The sequence below is a fragment of the Halomonas sp. G11 genome (genome assembly GCF_001663515.1).
Classification (GTDB): Bacteria; Pseudomonadota; Gammaproteobacteria; order Pseudomonadales; family Halomonadaceae; genus Vreelandella.
Genome location: NZ_LYXG01000003.1, coordinates 25,260 through 44,433, shown reverse-complemented (window position 1 = coordinate 44,433; position 19,174 = coordinate 25,260). Strand labels below are relative to the sequence as shown.

Here is a 19,174-nt window from a genome sequence, read left to right as displayed (position 1 = left end):
ACGAAAGCCTGCCAGGCGGCAGGCCGAGGTCGAGCGATGAGGTGCCCATCAAGTAGTGTGCTTTGAGCTTGCAGGTAGCGCGTTGGCTGCCTGACTGTCGCGTCGAAGCCGTTTCCACATGCCATGGAGCTGACGATATAAAACGTCATTGTCCATGTCCTGAACGCCACGCCGAGCAAGTACCACAATATCCACTGCAGGAAGCTGGTCTTGGCGTAGCCGAACTGACTCTCGGACGAGTCTTTTGAAACGATTTCGATCAACAGCGAGCTTCACATTTTTTTTGCTGACCACCAGGCCAAGGCGGGGATGCCCCAGGGTATTCCGGCGTGCTAACGCCATTATCCCTTTACCATGTACCTTTAGGTCTGCTTGCTCAAAAACGTAGCGGTAGTCCCCGGCGTTAAGTAACCGACAACACCGGGGAAACCCTTGATGTGGCACACGCAATCCGAGATCAGGCGCTCAGACGCTTACGGCCTTTGGCGCGGCGACGCGAAATGATGGCGCGGCCATTTTTGGTTGCCATACGAGCACGGAAGCCATGCGCGCGCTTGCGCTTGAGAACGCTAGGTTGAAAAGTGCGTTTCATAACTCGTTATTCCCACGTGGTTAGGACGGAAAATAAATTCCAAAAGACCCGGTCCAGTGAGGAACTAGCCGGGAGATTCAATTCAAGACCGGAAATTGTAGAGGCTTCCCGGGTTGCGTGCAATTTTTTCCTTGTAAAAAATACGTTCTGCGCAAGCAGGTGTCTCTCTCGGGCCACTTCATGCGCCTGCCGGGAAGTGTATCAGTCTCCAGCAATGGGTTTTCTGCTGCCTTGTGGCTAATAGTGGGGATACATTTTGTTAACAACCTTATATTTTTGTTTAAATTCAACCATATAAAAGCTATGTGAGGTTGTGTATAAGTTGCGGAAAAGGCGATGATAAGTGGTTGATTAGCTGTGAATTAATGTCCGGTAATAATGAACACTAGCGGTTGTTCAGCCCTTGGGCGAAGGGTGACTTTTTATCCTTCTGAAAGTTTTCCACAGCTTATTAAAACGGCCTAGTCCTGTGTGGATAACCACGCCGTTGGACGCTACAATGGTCGGCCTTTTTCAACTGATGGTGAGATGTGTGTCACTCGCGCTTTGGCAACAGTGCTTGGATTACCTGCAGGACGAGCTGAGTTCGCAGCAGTTCAACACGTGGATACGTCCACTGCAGGCTGAAGATAGTGAGGCTAACGAGCTGCGCTTGTTGGCACCTAATCGCTTTGTGCGCGATTGGGTGAGTGATAAGTATGCCAAGCGGATTAACGAGCTGATGCGCGAGCTCGCCCCTTCGAAACCTCCCAAGGTTAGCCTCACGGTAGGTAGCCGTCGGTCGGCCTCTCCTGCTCCCCAGCCCCGTGATCTGGGGAATCCGGTCTCAGCCTCGCCGGCACCCCCGCGCGCATCGGCGGCTGTTCATACGCCGCCACGTGGTGATATTGCTGACGAGCGTGAAATCGATCAGCTACGCGAGGAGGGAAGTGGTTCAGACCGACGGACGAACGAGCGCCAGGTTCAGGTCGAGGGTGGTCTCAAGCATACCAGCGGGCTAAACCCTAATTTTACTTTTGACACCTTTGTGGAAGGTAAATCCAACCAGCTTGCGCGCGCGGCTTCTCGCCAGGTTTCCGAAAACCCCGGGGGGGCCTATAACCCGCTATTCCTGTATGGCGGCGTCGGGCTGGGTAAAACCCACTTGATGCATGCGGTGGGTAATGGTCTGGCGTTGCGCCGTGAAAATGCCCGTGTGGTTTATCTCCACTCCGAGCGTTTCGTGGCCGATATGGTGAAGGCGCTACAGCTTAATGCCATCAATGACTTCAAGCGCTTTTACCGTAGTGTTGATGCGTTACTTATTGATGATATTCAATTTTTTGCCGGAAAAGAACGCTCGCAGGAAGAGTTCTTCCATACGTTTAATGCGTTATTGGAAGGCGGTCAGCAAATGATTCTGACGTCGGATCGCTATCCCAAGGAAATCAGTGGGGTTGAAGAACGTCTGAAATCCCGCTTTGGGTGGGGCCTTACGGTTGCCATCGAGCCGCCTGAGCTGGAAACCCGTGTGGCTATCTTGATGAAGAAAGCTGATCAGGCCAAAGTCGACTTGCCCCATGATGCGGCGTTCTTTATCGCCCAGAAGATTCGTTCGAACGTACGCGAGCTTGAAGGCGCCCTCAAAAAAGTGATTGCTGACTCGCACTTCATGGGCAAGACCATTACCCAGGACTTTATACGCGAGTCGCTTAAAGACCTGCTGGCCCTGCAAGACAAGCAGGTGGGCGTCGACAATATTCAGCGTACGGTAGCGGAATATTACAAAATCAAGGTTGCCGATTTATTATCCAAGCGGCGTTCTCGGTCTGTTGCCCGTCCCCGTCAAGTCGCCATGGCGCTTGCCAAGGAATTGACCAATCACAGTCTGCCTGAGATTGGCGATTCGTTTGGCGGACGTGATCACACGACGGTATTGCATGCCTGCCGCAAGGTGAAAGCGCTGCAGGAAGAAAACGCCGATATTCGCGAAGACTACAAGAACCTGTTACGCCTACTGACCAGTTAATCAACCAGGACGGACCTGTTTCAGCAGGTCTTTCAGGATAGACAACGGAGTATTGATGAAATTTTCGATTTCCCGAGAGGCGCTGCTACGTCCGCTTACCTTGGTAGCAGGGGTGGTAGAGCGTCGCCAGACATTGCCAGTTTTATCGAATGTGCTGATCCAGGTAGACGGTGACCAGGTGGCCCTGACGGGCACCGACCTGGAAGTCGAATTGGTCGGCCGCACTGTCGCCAGTCAGGTGGATCAGGAAGGCTCGGCAACCGTGCCGGCGCGCAAGCTGATGGACATCTGCAAGTCGCTGCCTGATCAGTCTGATATCCAGCTAGCGGTTGAAGAGGGGCGCGCTGTCCTGCGTAGCGGGCGGTCTCGCTTCACGCTGTCAACGCTTCCCGCCGCTGAGTTTCCATCTATTGAAGATGCGGAAGGGAGCCAGGAATTGAGTGTCCCGCGGGGTACGCTCAAACACCTTATCGAAGCGACATCCTTTGCCATGGCGCAGCAGGACGTCCGCTATTATCTGAACGGTATGCTACTCGAGATTCAGAGCAACCTCCTGCGCACCGTGGCCACCGATGGACACCGCCTGGCAATGTGCTCGCGCCCGGTGGATGTGACGGTTGATCAGTCACAGAAGCTTATTGTGCCACGTAAAGGGATTCTCGAACTGTCGCGGTTACTTGACGATAGCGATGAGCCGGTGAGCCTGACGCTAGGGTCGACCCACGTGAGGGCTCATACAGGCGATTTTACGTTCACGTCCAAGCTGATTGATGGAAAGTTCCCCGATTATGAGCGCGTGGTGCCGCGCAACGGCGACAAGGTGTTGATTGCTGAGCGCGCCGAACTCCGCCAGGTGCTTTCTCGCACCGCTATCCTGTCCAATGAGAAGTACCGTGGTGTGCGTCTTTATCTTGAAGAAAATAATCTCAAGGTAATGGCCAATAACCCTGAGCAGGAAGAAGCAGAAGAGAATATTGCTGTTGAATATACGGGTTCGGCCATGGAAGTTGGCTTTAACGTTGGTTACCTGGTCGACGTAATGGGTGTGTTGGATGAGGACCGCGTACAAATCACCCTTGCTGACCCCAATAGCAGTGCGCTTCTGGAAGAGCCTGGCGGCGGTGACGCGCTCTACGTTGTCATGCCGATGCGTCTATAAGTCAGCGACTGGCGATAATCTACCGGGCGACGGCGCATATGAGCGCCGTCGCTACGTTTCAGGGCGCACAAAACAAGTGACGGGTGAATGGGTCTTCTTCAGCTTAATTTCGATGGTCTTCGCAACTTGCAGCCTGTGGACATGGCACCGTCGCCCGGTATCAACGTGATTAATGGCGTCAACGGAAGCGGTAAGACGAGCTTGCTGGAAGGCATTCATATCCTCGGCATGGGCAGATCATTTAGAACGCGTCAGCTTAAACATGCGATTCAGACCGACGCGCCCCACGTAACGCTTTATGGTCGTTTGTCGGGGGACCCTGATGTCGCACTAGGGGTACGCCGTTTACGCGCCTCCAGTGAGCTGGAATTGCGTGTCAAGGGGGATAAGAATGCCCGTCTGGCGGATCTGGTTGAGGCCATGCCTCTTCAACTCATCAACCCCGATGCCTTTCGTCTACTGGAAGGTTCTCCCTCAGGACGCCGTGAATTTCTGGACTGGGGTGTGTTTCACGTGAAACATGGCTTTCTCGAAATATGGAAGCGAACGCGCCGAGCGTTGAAACATCGGAATGCCTTGTTGAGGCATGGTAGAATGGATCCTCAGGAATTTGCTATCTGGGAGCAAGAGTTTGCTAACTGGGGTGAGCAAATAGATTCGCTAAGGCGCGCCTGGTTCGCTGAGTTTCTACCGGTATTTGAAGAAACCCTCGAGCGGATGCTGCCACTACCCGGCTTAACGCTTCACTATGCGAGAGGCTGGGATAAAAAAAGGTCGCTGGCTGATGTTCTGCAGGCTGGTCGGACGACCGATCAACAAATGGGCTTTACTCAGCAGGGTCCTCAGCGTGCTGACTTGCGCATCAAGCTTAATAAGCAGCCTGCGATTGAAGTACTTTCCCGAGGCCAACAGAAACTGGTCGTCAGTGCGCTCAAGCTAGCGCAGGGTCGGCTTCTGGAAAGAGCGTCACAGCGGCATTGCATCTATTTAATCGACGATTTGCCGGCCGAGCTCGACCAACAGCACCGGTTAAGGTTTTGTCAGTTACTCGAAGATATGCAATGCCAAGTATTTATTACCAGCGTCGAACCTGAGGCTTTACGGCACACATGGCAGACTCAAACCCGCGTCAGTATGTTTCACGTGAAACATACTGGTAATGGACTGAGTCAGTTAATGCCTGAAGGGTAGGCGACACGGATTGAGACAGACTTCACGACGGAGTGGTCAATGAGCGAGCAGGCTTACGATTCATCAAGCATCAAGGTGCTCAAGGGGCTGGATGCGGTACGCAAGCGTCCAGGCATGTACATCGGCGATACTGACGACGGCACCGGGCTGCACCACATGGTCTTCGAGTTGGTGGATAACTCCATCGATGAAGCCCTGGCTGGCCACTGCAGCGAAATTCGTGTGGTTATTCACCCTGATGAATCCGTAACGGTCAGCGATAACGGACGTGGTGTGCCCACCGAAATTCACGAAGGTGAGGGCGTATCGGCCGCAGAAGTTATCATGACCGTGCTACACGCGGGCGGTAAGTTTGACGATAATTCGTATAAGGTTTCCGGTGGACTCCATGGCGTGGGCGTTTCCGTGGTCAACGCCTTGTCCGAAGAGCTTCGGCTAACCATCTGGCGCCAGGGCGACGTTTTTGAGCAGGTCTATCATCACGGTGTTCCTCAGGCGCCCCTCGCCGTTGTGGGTACCACCGAAAAGAGTGGCACACGAGTGCATTTCCGGCCTTCGCCGGAGACGTTCACAAGCATCGAGTTCCACTACGATATTCTGGCAAAACGACTAAGAGAGCTGTCCTTCCTGAACTCAGGGGTTGCCATCCGCTTGATGGATGAGCGCAGTGGAAAGGAAGAGCTATTCCACTACGAAGGTGGTTTGAAAGCCTTTGTCGACCACCTCAACCAGAATAAAGCCGTGCTTAACCCGGTTTTTCACTTCAACGCGGTTCGTGAAGACGGTATCGAAGTGGAAGTGGCGATGCAGTGGAACGATACCTTTACAGAGAGTATCTTCTGCTACACCAACAATATTCCCCAACGCGATGGCGGGGCGCACCTGGCGGGTTTTCGCGCCTCGTTGACGCGAACGCTCAATCATTACATCGAGGCTGAAGGTCTGCTCAAGAAAGCCAAGGTCAATACCTCGGGTGACGATGCGCGGGAAGGCCTGACTGCCATTATTTCAGTAAAAGTACCTGACCCGAAGTTCTCTTCACAAACCAAGGACAAGTTGGTTTCTTCGGAAGTGAAAACGGCAGTAGAACAGGAAATGGGCCGTCTGTTTTCTGACTACTTGATCGAGAAACCCAACGAAGCCAAGGCGATCGTCAACAAGATGCTCGACGCAGCGCGGGCGCGTGAAGCGGCTCGTAAGGCGCGGGATATGACGCGCCGCAAAGGGGCGCTGGATATTGCCGGGTTGCCTGGCAAGCTCGCCGACTGCCAGGAGAAAGACCCCAGTCAGTCAGAGCTGTATCTGGTGGAGGGTGATTCAGCAGGCGGCAGCGCCAAGCAGGGTCGCGATCGCCGTACACAGGCGATTCTGCCGCTTAAAGGCAAGATACTGAACGTCGAGAAGGCGCGCTTCGACAAGATGCTCTCGTCAGCTGAAGTTGGCACCCTGATAACCGCGCTGGGCTGCGGTATTGGTCGGGAAGAGTTTAATCCCGACAAGCTGCGTTACCACTCCATCATCATCATGACCGACGCGGATGTCGATGGCTCGCACATTCGAACGCTGCTGCTGACATTCTTTTTCCGTCAGATGCCCGAGCTGATCGAGCGTGGTCATGTGTTTATCGCCCAGCCGCCGCTTTACAAGATCAAGCGTGGCAAGCAGGAGCTTTACCTCAAAGATGAGCAGGCGATGGTGGATTATCTGACGACCACGGCTCTGGACGGTGCCGGGCTTTATGTCAATGCCGATGCGCCGGGTATTGCCGGGTCGCAGCTTGAATCGCTGGTTAACCAGTACCGCAATGTGATGAAGCGCATTGACCGTCTTGCACGGGTATACCCCATCGAAGTGCTCAAGCAGGCTGTTCACGCCACCGCACTTGAGGGCGAAGCAAGCCTTAAAGATCGCGTTACCATGGAAAACTGGATTGCCGAGTTGCAAAAGGCCATGGATGACATGGTGGCCTACGAAGGCGGTCCGCGTTATCAATTTTATCTCCATGAAGATACTGAGCGTGATCTTCACCTGCCCGCCGTATCCCTCATTGCGCATGGCGTTACGACAGAGTATGTGTGGGGTCTGGATTTCTTTGAGAGTGCAGATTACCGCGCCATTGCCGCGCTGGGTGGCACCATCAACGGTCTTCTTGAGGAAGGTGCTTATATCGCTCGTGGCGAGCGCCAGAAGCCGGTTGCCCACTTCTCTGAAGTGCTGGCCTGGTTAATGCAGGAGGGTCAGCGTGGCCTTTCTGTGCAGCGTTACAAGGGCCTTGGTGAGATGAACCCGGAACAACTCTGGGATACCACGATGGATCCTGATAGTCGTCGCATGCTGCGGGTCACCATTGAAGACGCGGTGGCGGCTGACATGATGTTCAATACCCTGATGGGCGATGAAGTTGAGCCGCGGCGTGACTTTATTGAATCCAATGCGCTGACGGCTAATATTGATATCTAGCCTGTGTTTCACGTGAAACAGTTATTGCTGGCTTGATGAAAAACGCTGCTCCTTGTCGGGAGCAGCGTTTTTTTATGGCCGAGGAATTATTTCTTGTTGGTGCATAGCCAATCAGCAAACTCGGCCAGGTCACGATAGATTATGGCCTTCTCCAGGCCTACATTGTTGCTAAGCGTTTTTTCCCCTTTGCCTGTCCTGACCAGTACCGGGCGACTGCCAACCGCTTCACCTGCCTGAAGATCTCTCAGGCTATCACCGACCATCCAGCTATCCTTCAGGCTTTCAAACGCTAGCTTTTTTTGTATCTCGACAAGCAGACCGGGTAGCGGTTTGCGGCAATCGCAGTGATCGTCAGGGCCGTGTGGGCAGTAGGCGATATGGGCAACCTTGCCGCCTTTTGCAGTTACCAGGCTATTAAGATGGTCGTGCATAGCCTGTAGTGTCGTTTCATCGTAAAAACCTCGGGCGATACCCGATTGGTTAGTGGCAATCGCAATCGTGAAACCCGCGCGTGATAGCTTGGCGATAGCCTCGATAGCGCCGGGTAAGGGCACCCATTCGCTCAATGATTTGATGTAGGCGTCAGAGTCATGGTTGATAACCCCGTCGCGATCGAGAATGACCAACTGGTGAGCACTCTGCATAGGTATCCTTGGATGATGGTGGTGCTTGCGCTTTAGCCTTAGATTAAAAGCTGATCAATAAAAGCGCGAATGTTTCACGTGAAACAGTGCTGTGGGTATAAAAAAACCCGGCAACTTGGGTGCCGGGCTTTCCGTGTTTCAAGCCGTATCAGTTACCGGGTTGGCGTTATTGAGGTAATTGGGCAATGTCTGCCACTTCAAGGAAAAGTGCCTGAAGACTGGCAAGCAGCGCAAGACGATTGCGGCGAGTTGATTCTTCATCGGCCATCACCATCACCTGATCGAAGAAATTATCCACCGGCTCGCGCAACGTGGCCAACGCATCAAGCGCCTGCTGGTAATCGCCAGCGGCAAACAGCGGCGTGACCTGCTGCTGGCTGCTGGTTACCGCCTTGAACAGCGCTTGTTCCGCCGGCTCTTGCAGCAGGCTTTGATCGACCTGGGTACTACCATCATGTTCCTGCTTGCTGAGAATATTGGAGACACGCTTATTGGCTGCGGCCAGGGCAGCCGCCTCCTCACGCTGGGCGAAAGCTTTGACGGCACGCAGGCGCCGAGCGAAATCGAGCGGCTTGGTCACCGGGCGGGCGCGAACAGCCAGGTACATTTCGGCGCTGATGCCCTCTTCCTGGCCCCAGGCGCGGAAACGATCCAGCATGTAGGTCAGGACATCATCGACTAACCCTTCTGCCTTGGGGAGGTCCTGGTACTGTTCAGCGGCCACGCCAAGCAACTCCCGAAGATCGAGGTTGAGCTCGCCTTTCACCAGGATGTTCAGCACACCGATAGAGGCGCGACGCAATGCAAAGGGGTCTTTGGCCCCCGTCGGGCGCTGGCCAATACCGAAAATCCCGACCAGGGTGTCGAGACGATCAGCCAGGGCAAGCGCCTTACCTGTCGCACTGTGGGGAATGGCATCGGTCGCAAAGCGGGGCAGGTACTGCTCTTCCAGTGCCTGGGCGACGTCGGCAGGTTCGCCATCCTGCTCGGCATAGTAACGCCCCATGATGCCCTGGAGTTCAGGGAATTCCAGTACCATTTCGGTTACTAGATCGCACTTGGCAAGTGCAACGGCGCGTTGGGCATGGGTGACGTCACCGCCGATCGTTTCGGCGATATAGCTGGCGATAGCGCTGCTGCGGCGTGCCTTGTCGGCCAGGGTGCCTAGCTGCTGCTGGAAGACCACGCTTTCCAACTGGGGGATGCGCGAAGCCAGAGTACGCTTACGGTCGGTGTCGTAGAAAAAGGCCGCATCGGCCAGGCGCGGGCGAATGACCTTTTCATTACCTGAAATCACCTGCTGAGGATCAGCGCTGTCGATGTTGGAGATGGTAATGAAAAGTGGCTTGAGCTTGCCCTGATCATCCAGAAGATGGAAGTACTTCTGGTTGGCCTTCATGGAGGAGACCAGACATTCGGCGGGCACTTCCAGGAAGCGTTCGTCAAAGCTGCCGGTCAGTGCCACGGGCCACTCAACCAGACCGCTGACTTCGACCAACAGGTCTTCGTCGATCACTGCCTGGGCTTCCTGTACTTCGGCCTCTGCCAGCACCTGCTCGCGGATGCGCTCCCGGCGTTGTTGACGGTCGGCGAGCACAAAGGCGTTTTCCAGTGCACCAAGGTAAGCATCGGCATGCTCGAGCTGGATAGCATCCGGTGCGTGGAAGCGATGGCCATAGGTGGTGCGGCTGGCTTGCAAGCCAAGTGCCTCGGCGGCGATGACATCGCTGCCGTAAAGGGCCACAAGCCAATGAACCGGGCGCGAGAACTCAATCCGCGAGGTGCCCCAGCGCATGTTCTTGGGCACCGGCAGCGCACTGATCGCTTTGCGCAGAATATCGGGCAGTAGCGCCTGCACGCTTTCACCCGGCTGGTGTTCGCGAAAGCCAAGCCAGGTGCCCTTGTCGGTTTCCAGGTGAATCAGCTCATCAACGCTGACACCACAGGAGCGTGCAAAGCCTTCTGCCGCCTTGGTGGGCGCACCTTCTTTGAAGGCGGCTGCCAGGGCGGGGCCACGGCGCTCGACTTCACGGTCAGGCTGCTTGTCGGCGAGGTTTTTGACCTGTACCGCGAGACGGCGGGGGGTCGCATAAGCCGTAACGCCCTCAAAGGGAATATCGGCTTCCTGCAGACCTTTTTCTACCCCAGCCGCGAAGGCATCTGAAAGCGCATCCAGGGCGGTCGGCGGAAGCTCTTCAGCGCCCAGTTCCAGTAGAAGCGTGTCAACAGCCATTATGCGTCTCCCTGATCGGCGAGTAGTTCGTTGCGCAGTGATTCCGGGGCCATGGGGAAACCTTCCGCCTTGCGCGACTCAAAATAGGCAGTGGCGACGTCCCGTGCCATCGTCCGAACGCGTAGAATGAAGCGTTGGCGCTCGGTGACCGAAATGGCGTGACGCGCGTCTAACAAGTTGAACGTATGCGACGCCTTCAGCACCTGTTCATAAGCGGGCAGAGGGAGCCTGGCTGCCAGTAGTTTGCTGCACTCTTTTTCCTGGTGGTCAAAGTTAGCAAACAACTGGTCAACGTCAGCGTGTTCGAAGTTATAGGCGGATTGCTCGCGTTCATTCTGCAGGTAAACGTCGCCGTAGCTGACTTCGCTGCCGTCAGGGGCAATGGCCCAAACCAGGTCATAGACGCTGTCGACGTTTTGCAGGTACATGGCGATGCGCTCAAGCCCGTAGGTCAACTCGCCGGTGACCGGGTAACATTCAATACCGCCGGCCTGCTGGAAATAGGTAAACTGGGTAACTTCCATGCCATTTAGCCATACCTCCCAGCCTAGACCCCAGGCGCCGAGGGTGGGGGATTCCCAGTTGTCCTCAACGAAGCGCACGTCATGGATCAGCGGATCCAGCCCGAGGCGTTTCAATGAGCCAAGGTACAGATCCTGGAGGTTGCTGGGCGATGGTTTCATGACCACCTGAAATTGGTAGTAATGCTGCAGGCGGTTGGGGTTTTCGCCGTAGCGGCCATCTGTAGGGCGGCGAGACGGCTGGACATAGGCAGCATTCCAGGTCTCCGGCCCAATGGCGCGCAGGAAGGTGGCGGGGTGAAAAGTGCCTGCACCTACCTCCATATCGAGCGGCTGGAGAATGACACAGCCTTGTTCTGCCCAATACTGTTGCAGCGCAAGGATCAAGCCTTGAAAGGTCGACACATCAGGTGTCGATTGGTTTGTCGAGACACTCATCGCGGAAAGCACCGTTGGCCATGAATTCATAAGCCGTCAAGTATACAATCCCAAGCAGATAGGTTATAGGCGCGTAAGCCAACAGAGCCGCTTTTGGTAAGGAGAATGAAATGATTGTCGTAACAGGCGGTGCCGGTTTTATCGGGGCCAACTTGGTCAAAGCACTGAACGCCCGCGGTCGAAACGATGTGATGGTGGTTGATGATCTGCGTGACGGTACCAAATTTGTCAATTTGGCTGACTGCACGCTGGCGGATTATCTCGATAAGGACGATTTCCTCGCCAGGGTAAAAGCAGCATTGCGGGGCGAGAGTGTCGATCTACCCAAGATCGATGCTATTTTCCACGAGGGTGCCTGCTCCGATACGACGGAGTGGGACGGTCACTACATGATGGAAAATAACTTCGAGTACTCCAAAGTGCTGCTGAATTACTGCGAGCAGCAGGGAATCCCTTTCTTGTACGCCTCTTCAGCTGCCACCTATGGCGGCAGCGAGGTATTCAAAGAGGTGCCCGAGTGTGAAAAACCGCTTAACGTCTATGGTTACTCCAAACTGCTGTTTGACCAACACGTGCGTGCTCGCTGGGATGAGCTGACGACGCAGGTTGTGGGGTTTCGCTACTTCAATGTGTACGGCCCCAGAGAGCAGCATAAAGGCAAGATGGCCAGTGTGGCCTATCATCACCATCTGCAAATCCGCAATGGTGAAACCCTGAAACTGTTTGGTGCCTATGATGGCTATGAGGCGGGGATGCAAAGCCGCGACTTTGTGTACGTGGGCGATGTAGTGGATGTGAATTTGTGGTTCCTGGATAACCCAGGTGCCTCGGGTATTTTCAACCTGGGTACTGGCCGTGCGGAGCCGTTTAAGGCGATTGGTGAAGCGGTCATCGATTTCTACGCCAAAGGACAAATCGATTACATCGATTTCCCCGAAGAGCTGAAAGGGCGTTACCAAAGCTATACCCGCGCCGATATAAGCAATTTGCGGGAAGCCGGTTGTGACATCGAGTTCAAAACGGTTGCTCAGGGGGTCAAGGCCTATCTGGAGTGGCTAAATGGCTAATTCCGCGATGCGGCTGCTGGTCATCGGGCCTTCCTGGGTGGGCGATATGGTGATGGCCCAGAGCCTGTTCATGACCTTAAAAGCACGTTATCCCAATGCCACCATTGGCGTGGTCGCACCGGCATGGTCACAGCCCATTCTGGAGCGAATGCCTGAAGTGGATGAGGTGCTGCCCCTCGCGGTAGGCCACGGCGAATTTGGTCTTGCCAGTCGCCGCGAACTTGCCCATCGTCTGAAAGGACGTTTTGATCGGGCGATTGTGCTGCCCCGGTCCTGGAAAGCTGCATTGGTGCCCTTTATGGCACGTATTCCCGAGCGTATCGGCTTTCTTGGAGAGCATCGCTATGGTCTCTTGAAAGAGCGCCGCAAGCTGGATAAGCAAGTACTGGATCAAACCGTGAAGCGGTTTGTCTCGTTAGGCTTGCCGCTTGATGAGGCGGCAACAGGGGATTTTGCGATCCCCAAGCCGCGCCTGAGCATTGACCGGGACAATCTGGTCAATTTGCGCCTGGCCAATATGCTTTCATCCCGCCCGGCGATAGGCATGATGCCGGGGGCTGAATATGGACCGGCGAAACAGTGGCCACTCGACTATTTTCGTCAATTAGCCCAAAAGCTCATTGCCGATGGCTATGAGATACGTGTTTTCGGCGGCCCCAAAGACCATGAGGGCGCTGACACCATTGTGAAGGGGCTCCCTCAGGCCCACAATCTATGTGGTAAAACGGCCCTGGCGGACGCGGTGGATCTGCTGGCCGACTGTCGCCAGGTCGTGACCAATGATTCGGGTCTTATGCACGTGGCGGCCGCGGTGGGTGTGCGGATACATGCGCTTTATGGTTCTTCTTCGCCGGATTACACACCACCGCTTACCGACAATGCGGTGATTCATTATCTTGGCCTTTCCTGCTCACCGTGTTTTGAGCGTACCTGTCCATTGGGCCATACTAACTGCTTGAATAAGTTACACGTAGCATCTGTCTACCAGGCCATTTTGGCCGACCGGCAGCGTGAAAAAGTGATCGTCAACGCATGATATCGACTTCATCGGTTCGGTCGGCCGGCGTTTCAATCACCTGCTCCTGTGAAGAGGGGCTGGGTTCCTGACGCTGGGGTGCAAGTCCCTCCCACAGACGGTGCTGCAGGGCGGTTTCCTCTCGTAAGTGCTCGTTCAAGGTGTCCAGGCCGTGACGTTCCACCAGGGTTTCCTGATCGCTCAGCAGCGAGACACCCAGCCCCGCACGGTGCCTATCCAATGTGAAGTCGAGAGCCTCAAGAATCGTGGGGAAGGCATCCAGCATGGTGGCGTCTCGCTGAATTCGCTGGGGCGGCAGATCATCACCCAGTAGAATAAAGGTGTTTTCACGGTCCATCGTGGTCAGCTCGTCCCATACCGATACGCGCATGGTGAGATGATCACTCATGATCGCCACGACGGTGTCATCCAGTAACCCTTCATTGTCGAGGCGATCAATCAGATCGCGTGCCAGCCAGGCCGAACACTTAACTGAGTAAAGGATGTCTTGCTCATCAAAAGGCCCTTGGCGTTCCCGGCAGCGCTGGGCAGGAAATCCGTTGGGGGCATGGCCTGAAATGCTCAGGGTCACAACCCCCCAGGGTCCATCATCTGCCTCGTCAAGGCGGCGAATTTCATCAACCGTCATGTCATAAAGGCTGTCATCGTAGATGCCCCAACTGTTGACGTAGTCCGGGTCATCGAGCCGCTGTACGAGCTCTTCCTTACCTTGAACGCTTTGAAACTGATGGCCGCGGTAGAACAAACCTTTGCCGGCAAACTCCGTGCTGGCCCCACCCAGGTAGCTGAGTCGGTATCCTTGGGCAGCTAGAATATCGCCCAGGCAGTCAATACCGGGAACGACACTCTTCAATGGTTCGAACTGGCTGTCGTGGAGAAGTCCGGCTGGCATCAAGGGAACGCCGCATTGACTGGCGATCATGCCGGCCATGGTCCAGCCCGTATTCTCCATCTGTTGGATACCTTCAAAGACAACGCCCCGTTCACCGAGGCGGTTAAGGTCATCGTAAGCATCGCCAAACTGGGTGGCATCATAGGTACGCTCGATGCTTTCCAAATAAAGTACAAGCAAGTTAGGGGCTGCTTCCTGATCCGATGTGGGGGGCGCTACATAGCGCTGGTCCAGCCAATCAGCGTTATCGGCCACCACCGCTGCGCTGCGCTGACCCAGGCCGAAAAGTAAAGGGTTACTGGCAAGCAACCCAATCGCCAGGAAGCGCTCTATTAATCGCCAACGTTGATCATGGCGGGACAACCAGGTGACAGAAGCCAATACGGCAAGCATGCTCAGTGTATAAACAACCGCGGTAATCATCTTGCCTGCACCGCCGTGTTCAGCCATGCCTGCCTGGAGATGGAAAAAAACAGCCCCCAAGTCGACATTACCGAAGCTGTCTGCCAGGTAGATATAAACACCCCATAGGCTTAACGGCGCAAGTGACCAGGGCCATACTTTGCGGTAACGGGCATTGAGAGGCCGCCCCCAGCGTAACTTTATGCCGATACCTACCCAGGCAACGGCAAACAGGAACAGTGCCCACCAGGGCAGGCGGGTCAGCACGGTGATCGCATAGCCAAGGGTGAGGCCGATCAGAGTGATGGCAATGACGGCTAACCTAGCGTTATTCAGTTTAGTGAAAAAGCGATGATGAATGATGATATTTACCTGATACAAATAGTGAGAAACAAACTCAAGCAAGATCGATTGACGTTAATAATAGCGTTAATCAGAGAAAAATTGATGGGTGCGCTCAAAATATTTTTGCATAATCAATAGCCCAATCAAGCGTTCTTTTTCTGCATTCATAAATTGATCTACATAACGGTTGGCATTGCTAATAATCTCTTTTGCCTCGCAGGGGTTTTCCCGGTAGTAGTTGATCTTATCTTCAAGGTCTGAATAATCATCCTTGAGTAGCACATAGTGATAACCAGGCTGTAACGCACCTTCCATAAACCATGTTTCAAAGCGTGGTCGTCTCATGAAACATAGTGAGTTAGAGGCCATTATCCACTTTAAATTTGTTGCAACATCCTTGCCTTCTATACTCAGTACAAATTTATACTTCAGTTGTTCCGGGACCGACATGAAATGTTTATGCCAAGGCTGGCCAAGAGCATTTTTGTGAATGTCACCCACATTACATAGTGGATGATCGTAAAAGTCTCGAATGAACTGACGCCGATGCTCTTGATGACAAGAGCCACGCCATACTACAAGATCAAGCTTTTCATCATAGCGGTGAGGGTCTTTCACTGTGTAGTAATGACGAACACGATTTAACTTGAGTAAAACAGAATTTTGGTTATGGTCATTAATAGGGCGGCTTTTCACCAGAGTAGGCACGTCGGGTACGGTGGTTACATCACCAAAGCGATGGCAGAAGCGTAGTTCAGGCGGGAAATAACGCAATACGCTGAGTAAATCCAAGTAATAAGTGCCACTTTTCTCGCGCTTGAAACTGGATAAACTTATGGCCTGCTCGGGAAGCTCAACGCTACTGTCGAGTTGGTTGCAGTAATTAACACGGTAAAGTATTGTTTGTTGCTCATCGTCTGGAAAGCGCTTCAGCTCACGAAGTAGGGTTTTTCGTTGACGCTGAAGAAAAGCCCCGGGAATCAGGCGGTGAAAGGTATGTTGGGCGTAAAAGCGTAGCTTGTGAAGATTTTTATGTGCTTTCGCAGTCGCAAACATAATCTTAATTCACTATTGATTGATAGAGGCGGCAGTAAGATGCGGCCATTGACTGGGGGCTGTATTGATCCAAATGCTCAGTGGCTCCATGAACTAACTGTTGACGAAGAGCAGGGTCATCCCGTAACCGAATAATACCTCTAGCCAGCGAGTCGGCATCACCGGAGGGGATCAGTAACCCGGTCTGCTCATGCTTGACGATATCGGGTATGCCGCCCACATCAGTGGCGATGACGGGGACGCCTAGCTGCATGACATCCAGAATAACAGAGCCCAAACCCTCATTACGTGACGGAAATGCAAATACATCCAGGCCAGCCAGATAATCAGCAATATTGCGTTTAAATCCCAGCCAGGAGACATTGCCAAGTGATGACGACTCTGTTTTCAATGCTTCAACATCTTGACCATCACCTAAGAAAATAAAGTGTATATCCGGCGCTTGATGTTCAAGCATCTGCGCAGCTTTCAGTAACACTCGCTGACCTTTATGACGATCAACCACGGCGCCTGCGTGGCCTACCAAAAATTTATTCGTAAAATCCTCACGAAAGCGATTGGCGGCCTCAAGAGTAGGCGACAAGCGGGAATAGGCACTCGGTATCAACGTTACGTTGCCCCATTGGCTGTCTTCCAGATGGCATTTTATAACCTGGGAAAGGGCGACTCTGGCGGATGCATGTGAGTAACTTTGCTGGTTAAGCCACTTTCGCTTAACAGGCGCATCAACACGACGAGTAATTAAATAGGGTGTGCCTTTTAAACGATAGTGTAAATAGGCCCAATGAACGCCTTTTGCGTCGTGGGCATGTACCAGCTGAGTGTCGCCGAGATGAAAGTGTCCTGCCAACTGATGATCGGCTGTCTGAAACTTGAGTTTCTCAACACCATGCAGGTGTTGACGCATGGGAGAGTCGTGACGGCAAACAAGTGTTTGTGAAAGATCGTTGGATGACTGTTCTGCCAAGGTCTTGATCAATATCTCAGTTTGGCGTTCGCCGCCACGAAATCCGCGCGCCAAATTGACATGAGTAATGTGCATTGCTCACCAAACCTTATTAAAATCTTCCGCTTCAAGCACCTTGGGGTCGCGTTGATATTCGAGTAGCTTGGCATACTTCAAATAGCTATTGAGCCCTGCACTGATTGCAACGGTCATGCCATCAACCCCGCCCAAAAAGCCGCGCTGGAATACATATTTACGCACAAATGCATTCAGGCCATGTGCAAAGGGTGAGAAAGCGTTCGCCCGTTTGCCTTTCTGGAACATGATTTTGGCCGCGCGACCGCTGAAATTCCGCCCTGGTTTGGCAAATAGCTGCCCCAGGTTATCAAATGAGTGATGTATCATATCGGCGTCAAGTCGCCTTGGATTGGAGGCGATGACTTTTGCGTGCTGTTTGACATCCGCAAAGCGCGCATGGTGATGGTTGTAGAGTCGAATACAGTAATCTGGATACCAGCCGCAGACCCGGATCCAGCGTGAACCAATCATGTTGCGTCGGCGAAAGGCAAAGGCGTCGTGTTCGGTTGCCGCAAGGTCGAGCTGACGAATCGCTGTGACCATCTCTGGGGTAAGGCGTTCATCAGCGTCCAGACTCAGAACCCAGTCATACTTGACATGTTCAAGTGCGATATTTTTCTGAATGCCGTCGCCCAAGTATGCCTGGTGTACCACTCTGGCACCCAGTTCTGACGCAATCGACACCGTTTTATCTTGGCTGCCTGAATCCACCACGACAACGTCATCACAAACCTGGCGAGCGGAAGCAATACAGTCCGCAATATTGGCTTCTTCGTTAAAGGCAATAATATTAGCCGATATCATGAAACAGGCATCTCTTGCAAAAAGGCAGAAGTAATATGGGCTGGAGAAAAACGTTCCAGCCACCGTTCATCAATAGCGTAGCCGTCAGCTTCAATAATGCCATCAACACGGGCTGCTAACGCCTCCGGCGTCATTTCACAAAGGTAAGCTTCCAACTCTCCTGTCATGATATCACGTACCCCACCTGGACAATCGACCGAGACAACGGGGGTTTGGCAGGCCAGTGCTTCGAGCAGTACGATACCAAGACCTTCATGTGCCGAACTCAGGATAAATAAACGGGCATGATGCATCCATGGGTAAGGGTTTAATTGGCGGCCCGCAAAAATAACCTTCTCAGCAATTCCAAGCTCAATGGCAAGCGCCTCCAGTTCTTTGCGTAATGGCCCCTCGCCGACAATCACAAGCGGGAGGGGCGTTTTCATTTTGGCATACGCCCTCAGCAGGAGGTCATGGTTCTTTTGCGGTACTAAGCGGGCCACGTTGAGTAAATAAGGGAAATTGGGTCGCTCCGGGAAGTCATCTTTCATGGCCTGCTGGATGGCGGCTACAGGGCAGGGATTTGTGATGGTTTTCAATGATAAAGGCTCTACCTTTAGCGCCTGCATTGCCGTCGCTATTTGTTTTTCGACCCCGTGAGAAACGGTAATTAGATGTTTATTATGAAACAGGCAGCGTGCTTTAAGTCGTTCCAGCCAGGCATCGTGGCCTAATGTAGGCTTGACGATATTTTCCAGAACGTAACAGGCGCGGGTGTCCTTGAAAGACCAAACCGCTTCGAAGGTACCAATACCGCGAAAGATAATCCGGTCGAAAGAGCCATGTTGGCGCTCCAGGCGGCTTATTTCGCGCTGAAACAGTTTTCCGCCCCACCAGCCAGCTAATAAAAAATAGCTTTTGCGTAACACGCTATTGAGCAGACGTGCGGCGATCTCGACGATACCGCCTATCCCTGATGTCCACATGGCACGTGAAAGCTCGAAATGATGAACATTGACGTGGTCATTGCTCGGTTCCAACTGGGGTGGGCGCGACTTGAAATACATCAAGTGACTCTCATGCCCCTGTTCTGCAAAGCTGTCTGCAAGGTTGACCGCTACTCGCTCCATACCACCAATTTTTAACGTACGAACGACAATTAATACCTTCATGAAGGTGAATCCTTTTGGTATAGCGGAAGTTGCATAACAGAGCTGTATTCGGAGCGGCTGGCCACGGTGCCGGTTTTCGATCAGTACAGTTTGTGTCTCGGATATAGCAGTACAGCTGTGAAAGATATCCTTGAAAACAGTTACCAAGACA

At 53.4% G+C, this 19,174-nt stretch carries 16 protein-coding genes; 6 read left to right on the top strand and 10 right to left on the bottom strand.

The genetic code is table 11. From position 1 onward, the window contains the following. Window positions 1–48 precede the first annotated feature (48 nt). Both rnpA and rpmH read right to left on the bottom strand, forming a co-directional pair. Window positions 49–444, bottom strand: coding sequence for a ribonuclease P protein component (gene rnpA / locus ADS46_RS18350; RefSeq protein WP_082925935.1), 396 nt, complete (start codon window positions 442–444; stop codon window positions 49–51). 13 nt (window positions 445–457) lie between these two features. Then, entirely contained in the window at window positions 458–592 is a 135-nt protein-coding gene (gene rpmH, locus ADS46_RS01985) for a 50S ribosomal protein L34 (RefSeq protein WP_066315595.1), read from the bottom strand. A gap of 532 nt (window positions 593–1,124) precedes the next feature. On the opposite strand from rpmH, the gene dnaA reads away from it, so the two are divergent. The 4 genes from dnaA to gyrB all read left to right on the top strand — a co-directional run bounded on the left by dnaA (window position 1,125) and on the right by gyrB (window position 7,410). Continuing rightward, window positions 1,125–2,600, top strand: a complete 1,476-nt coding sequence (gene dnaA, locus ADS46_RS01980) for a chromosomal replication initiator protein DnaA (protein WP_066315837.1) — start codon at window positions 1,125–1,127, stop codon at window positions 2,598–2,600. Between the two features lie 55 nt (window positions 2,601–2,655). Continuing rightward, window positions 2,656–3,759 carry a DNA polymerase III subunit beta gene (gene dnaN / locus ADS46_RS01975; RefSeq protein WP_066315588.1) on the top strand — a complete coding sequence of 368 codons (1,104 nt, stop codon included), beginning with the start codon at window positions 2,656–2,658 and terminating at the stop codon, window positions 3,757–3,759. 87 nt (window positions 3,760–3,846) lie between these two features. Continuing rightward, window positions 3,847–4,950, top strand: a complete 1,104-nt coding sequence (gene recF, locus ADS46_RS01970) for a DNA replication/repair protein RecF (RefSeq protein WP_066315581.1) — start codon at window positions 3,847–3,849, stop codon at window positions 4,948–4,950. Between the two features lie 39 nt (window positions 4,951–4,989). Continuing rightward, window positions 4,990–7,410 carry a DNA topoisomerase (ATP-hydrolyzing) subunit B gene (gyrB, locus tag ADS46_RS01965; RefSeq protein WP_066315579.1) on the top strand — a complete coding sequence of 807 codons (2,421 nt, stop codon included), beginning with the start codon at window positions 4,990–4,992 and terminating at the stop codon, window positions 7,408–7,410. A gap of 86 nt (window positions 7,411–7,496) precedes the next feature. Here gyrB and gmhB read toward each other — a convergent pair whose 3' ends face one another. The 3 genes from gmhB to glyQ form a co-directional block, all read right to left on the bottom strand. Next, window positions 7,497–8,054, bottom strand: a complete 558-nt coding sequence (gmhB, locus tag ADS46_RS01960) for a D-glycero-beta-D-manno-heptose 1,7-bisphosphate 7-phosphatase (RefSeq protein WP_066315577.1) — start codon at window positions 8,052–8,054, stop codon at window positions 7,497–7,499. Between the two features lie 166 nt (window positions 8,055–8,220). Continuing rightward, window positions 8,221–10,287, bottom strand: coding sequence for a glycine--tRNA ligase subunit beta (gene glyS, locus ADS46_RS01955; protein WP_066315575.1), 2,067 nt, complete (start codon window positions 10,285–10,287; stop codon window positions 8,221–8,223). After that, window positions 10,287–11,246, bottom strand: a complete 960-nt coding sequence (gene glyQ, locus ADS46_RS01950; RefSeq protein WP_066315572.1) for a glycine--tRNA ligase subunit alpha — start codon at window positions 11,244–11,246, stop codon at window positions 10,287–10,289. Before glyQ ends, glyS begins: the two co-directional genes overlap by 1 nt. Window positions 11,247–11,356: 110 nt before the next feature. Between glyQ and rfaD the strand changes: the two genes are divergently transcribed. Beyond that, window positions 11,357–12,313 carry an ADP-glyceromanno-heptose 6-epimerase gene (gene rfaD, locus ADS46_RS01945; protein WP_066315569.1) on the top strand — a complete coding sequence of 319 codons (957 nt, stop codon included), beginning with the start codon at window positions 11,357–11,359 and terminating at the stop codon, window positions 12,311–12,313. Further along, window positions 12,306–13,349: a lipopolysaccharide heptosyltransferase II gene (gene waaF / locus ADS46_RS01940; RefSeq protein ID WP_066315566.1), complete on the top strand. Its 1,044-nt coding sequence runs from the start codon at window positions 12,306–12,308 to the stop codon at window positions 13,347–13,349. The genes rfaD and waaF overlap by 8 nt, the downstream gene beginning before the upstream one ends. Here waaF and ADS46_RS01935 read toward each other — a convergent pair. The 5 genes from ADS46_RS01935 to ADS46_RS01915 all read right to left on the bottom strand — a co-directional run bounded on the left by ADS46_RS01935 (window position 13,339) and on the right by ADS46_RS01915 (window position 19,023). Beyond that, window positions 13,339–14,949, bottom strand: coding sequence for a sulfatase-like hydrolase/transferase (locus ADS46_RS01935; RefSeq protein WP_066315830.1), 1,611 nt, complete (start codon window positions 14,947–14,949; stop codon window positions 13,339–13,341). The two genes, waaF and ADS46_RS01935, sit on opposite strands and share 11 nt — an antisense overlap. Window positions 14,950–15,072: 123 nt before the next feature. Continuing rightward, window positions 15,073–16,044 (bottom strand): glycosyl transferase family 90, encoded by a 972-nt coding sequence (locus ADS46_RS01930; RefSeq protein WP_066315564.1) that lies wholly within the window; start codon window positions 16,042–16,044, stop codon window positions 15,073–15,075. Between the two features lie 4 nt (window positions 16,045–16,048). After that, on the bottom strand, window positions 16,049–17,086 hold the full coding sequence (locus ADS46_RS01925) for a glycosyltransferase family 4 protein (RefSeq protein ID WP_066315561.1): 1,038 nt from the start codon (window positions 17,084–17,086) through the stop codon (window positions 16,049–16,051). 3 nt (window positions 17,087–17,089) lie between these two features. Further along, window positions 17,090–17,935, bottom strand: coding sequence for a glycosyltransferase family 2 protein (locus tag ADS46_RS01920; protein WP_234346744.1), 846 nt, complete (start codon window positions 17,933–17,935; stop codon window positions 17,090–17,092). Next, window positions 17,869–19,023: a glycosyltransferase gene (locus tag ADS46_RS01915; protein WP_066315556.1), complete on the bottom strand. Its 1,155-nt coding sequence runs from the start codon at window positions 19,021–19,023 to the stop codon at window positions 17,869–17,871. The genes ADS46_RS01920 and ADS46_RS01915 overlap by 67 nt, the downstream gene beginning before the upstream one ends. Window positions 19,024–19,174: the final 151 nt, after the last annotated feature.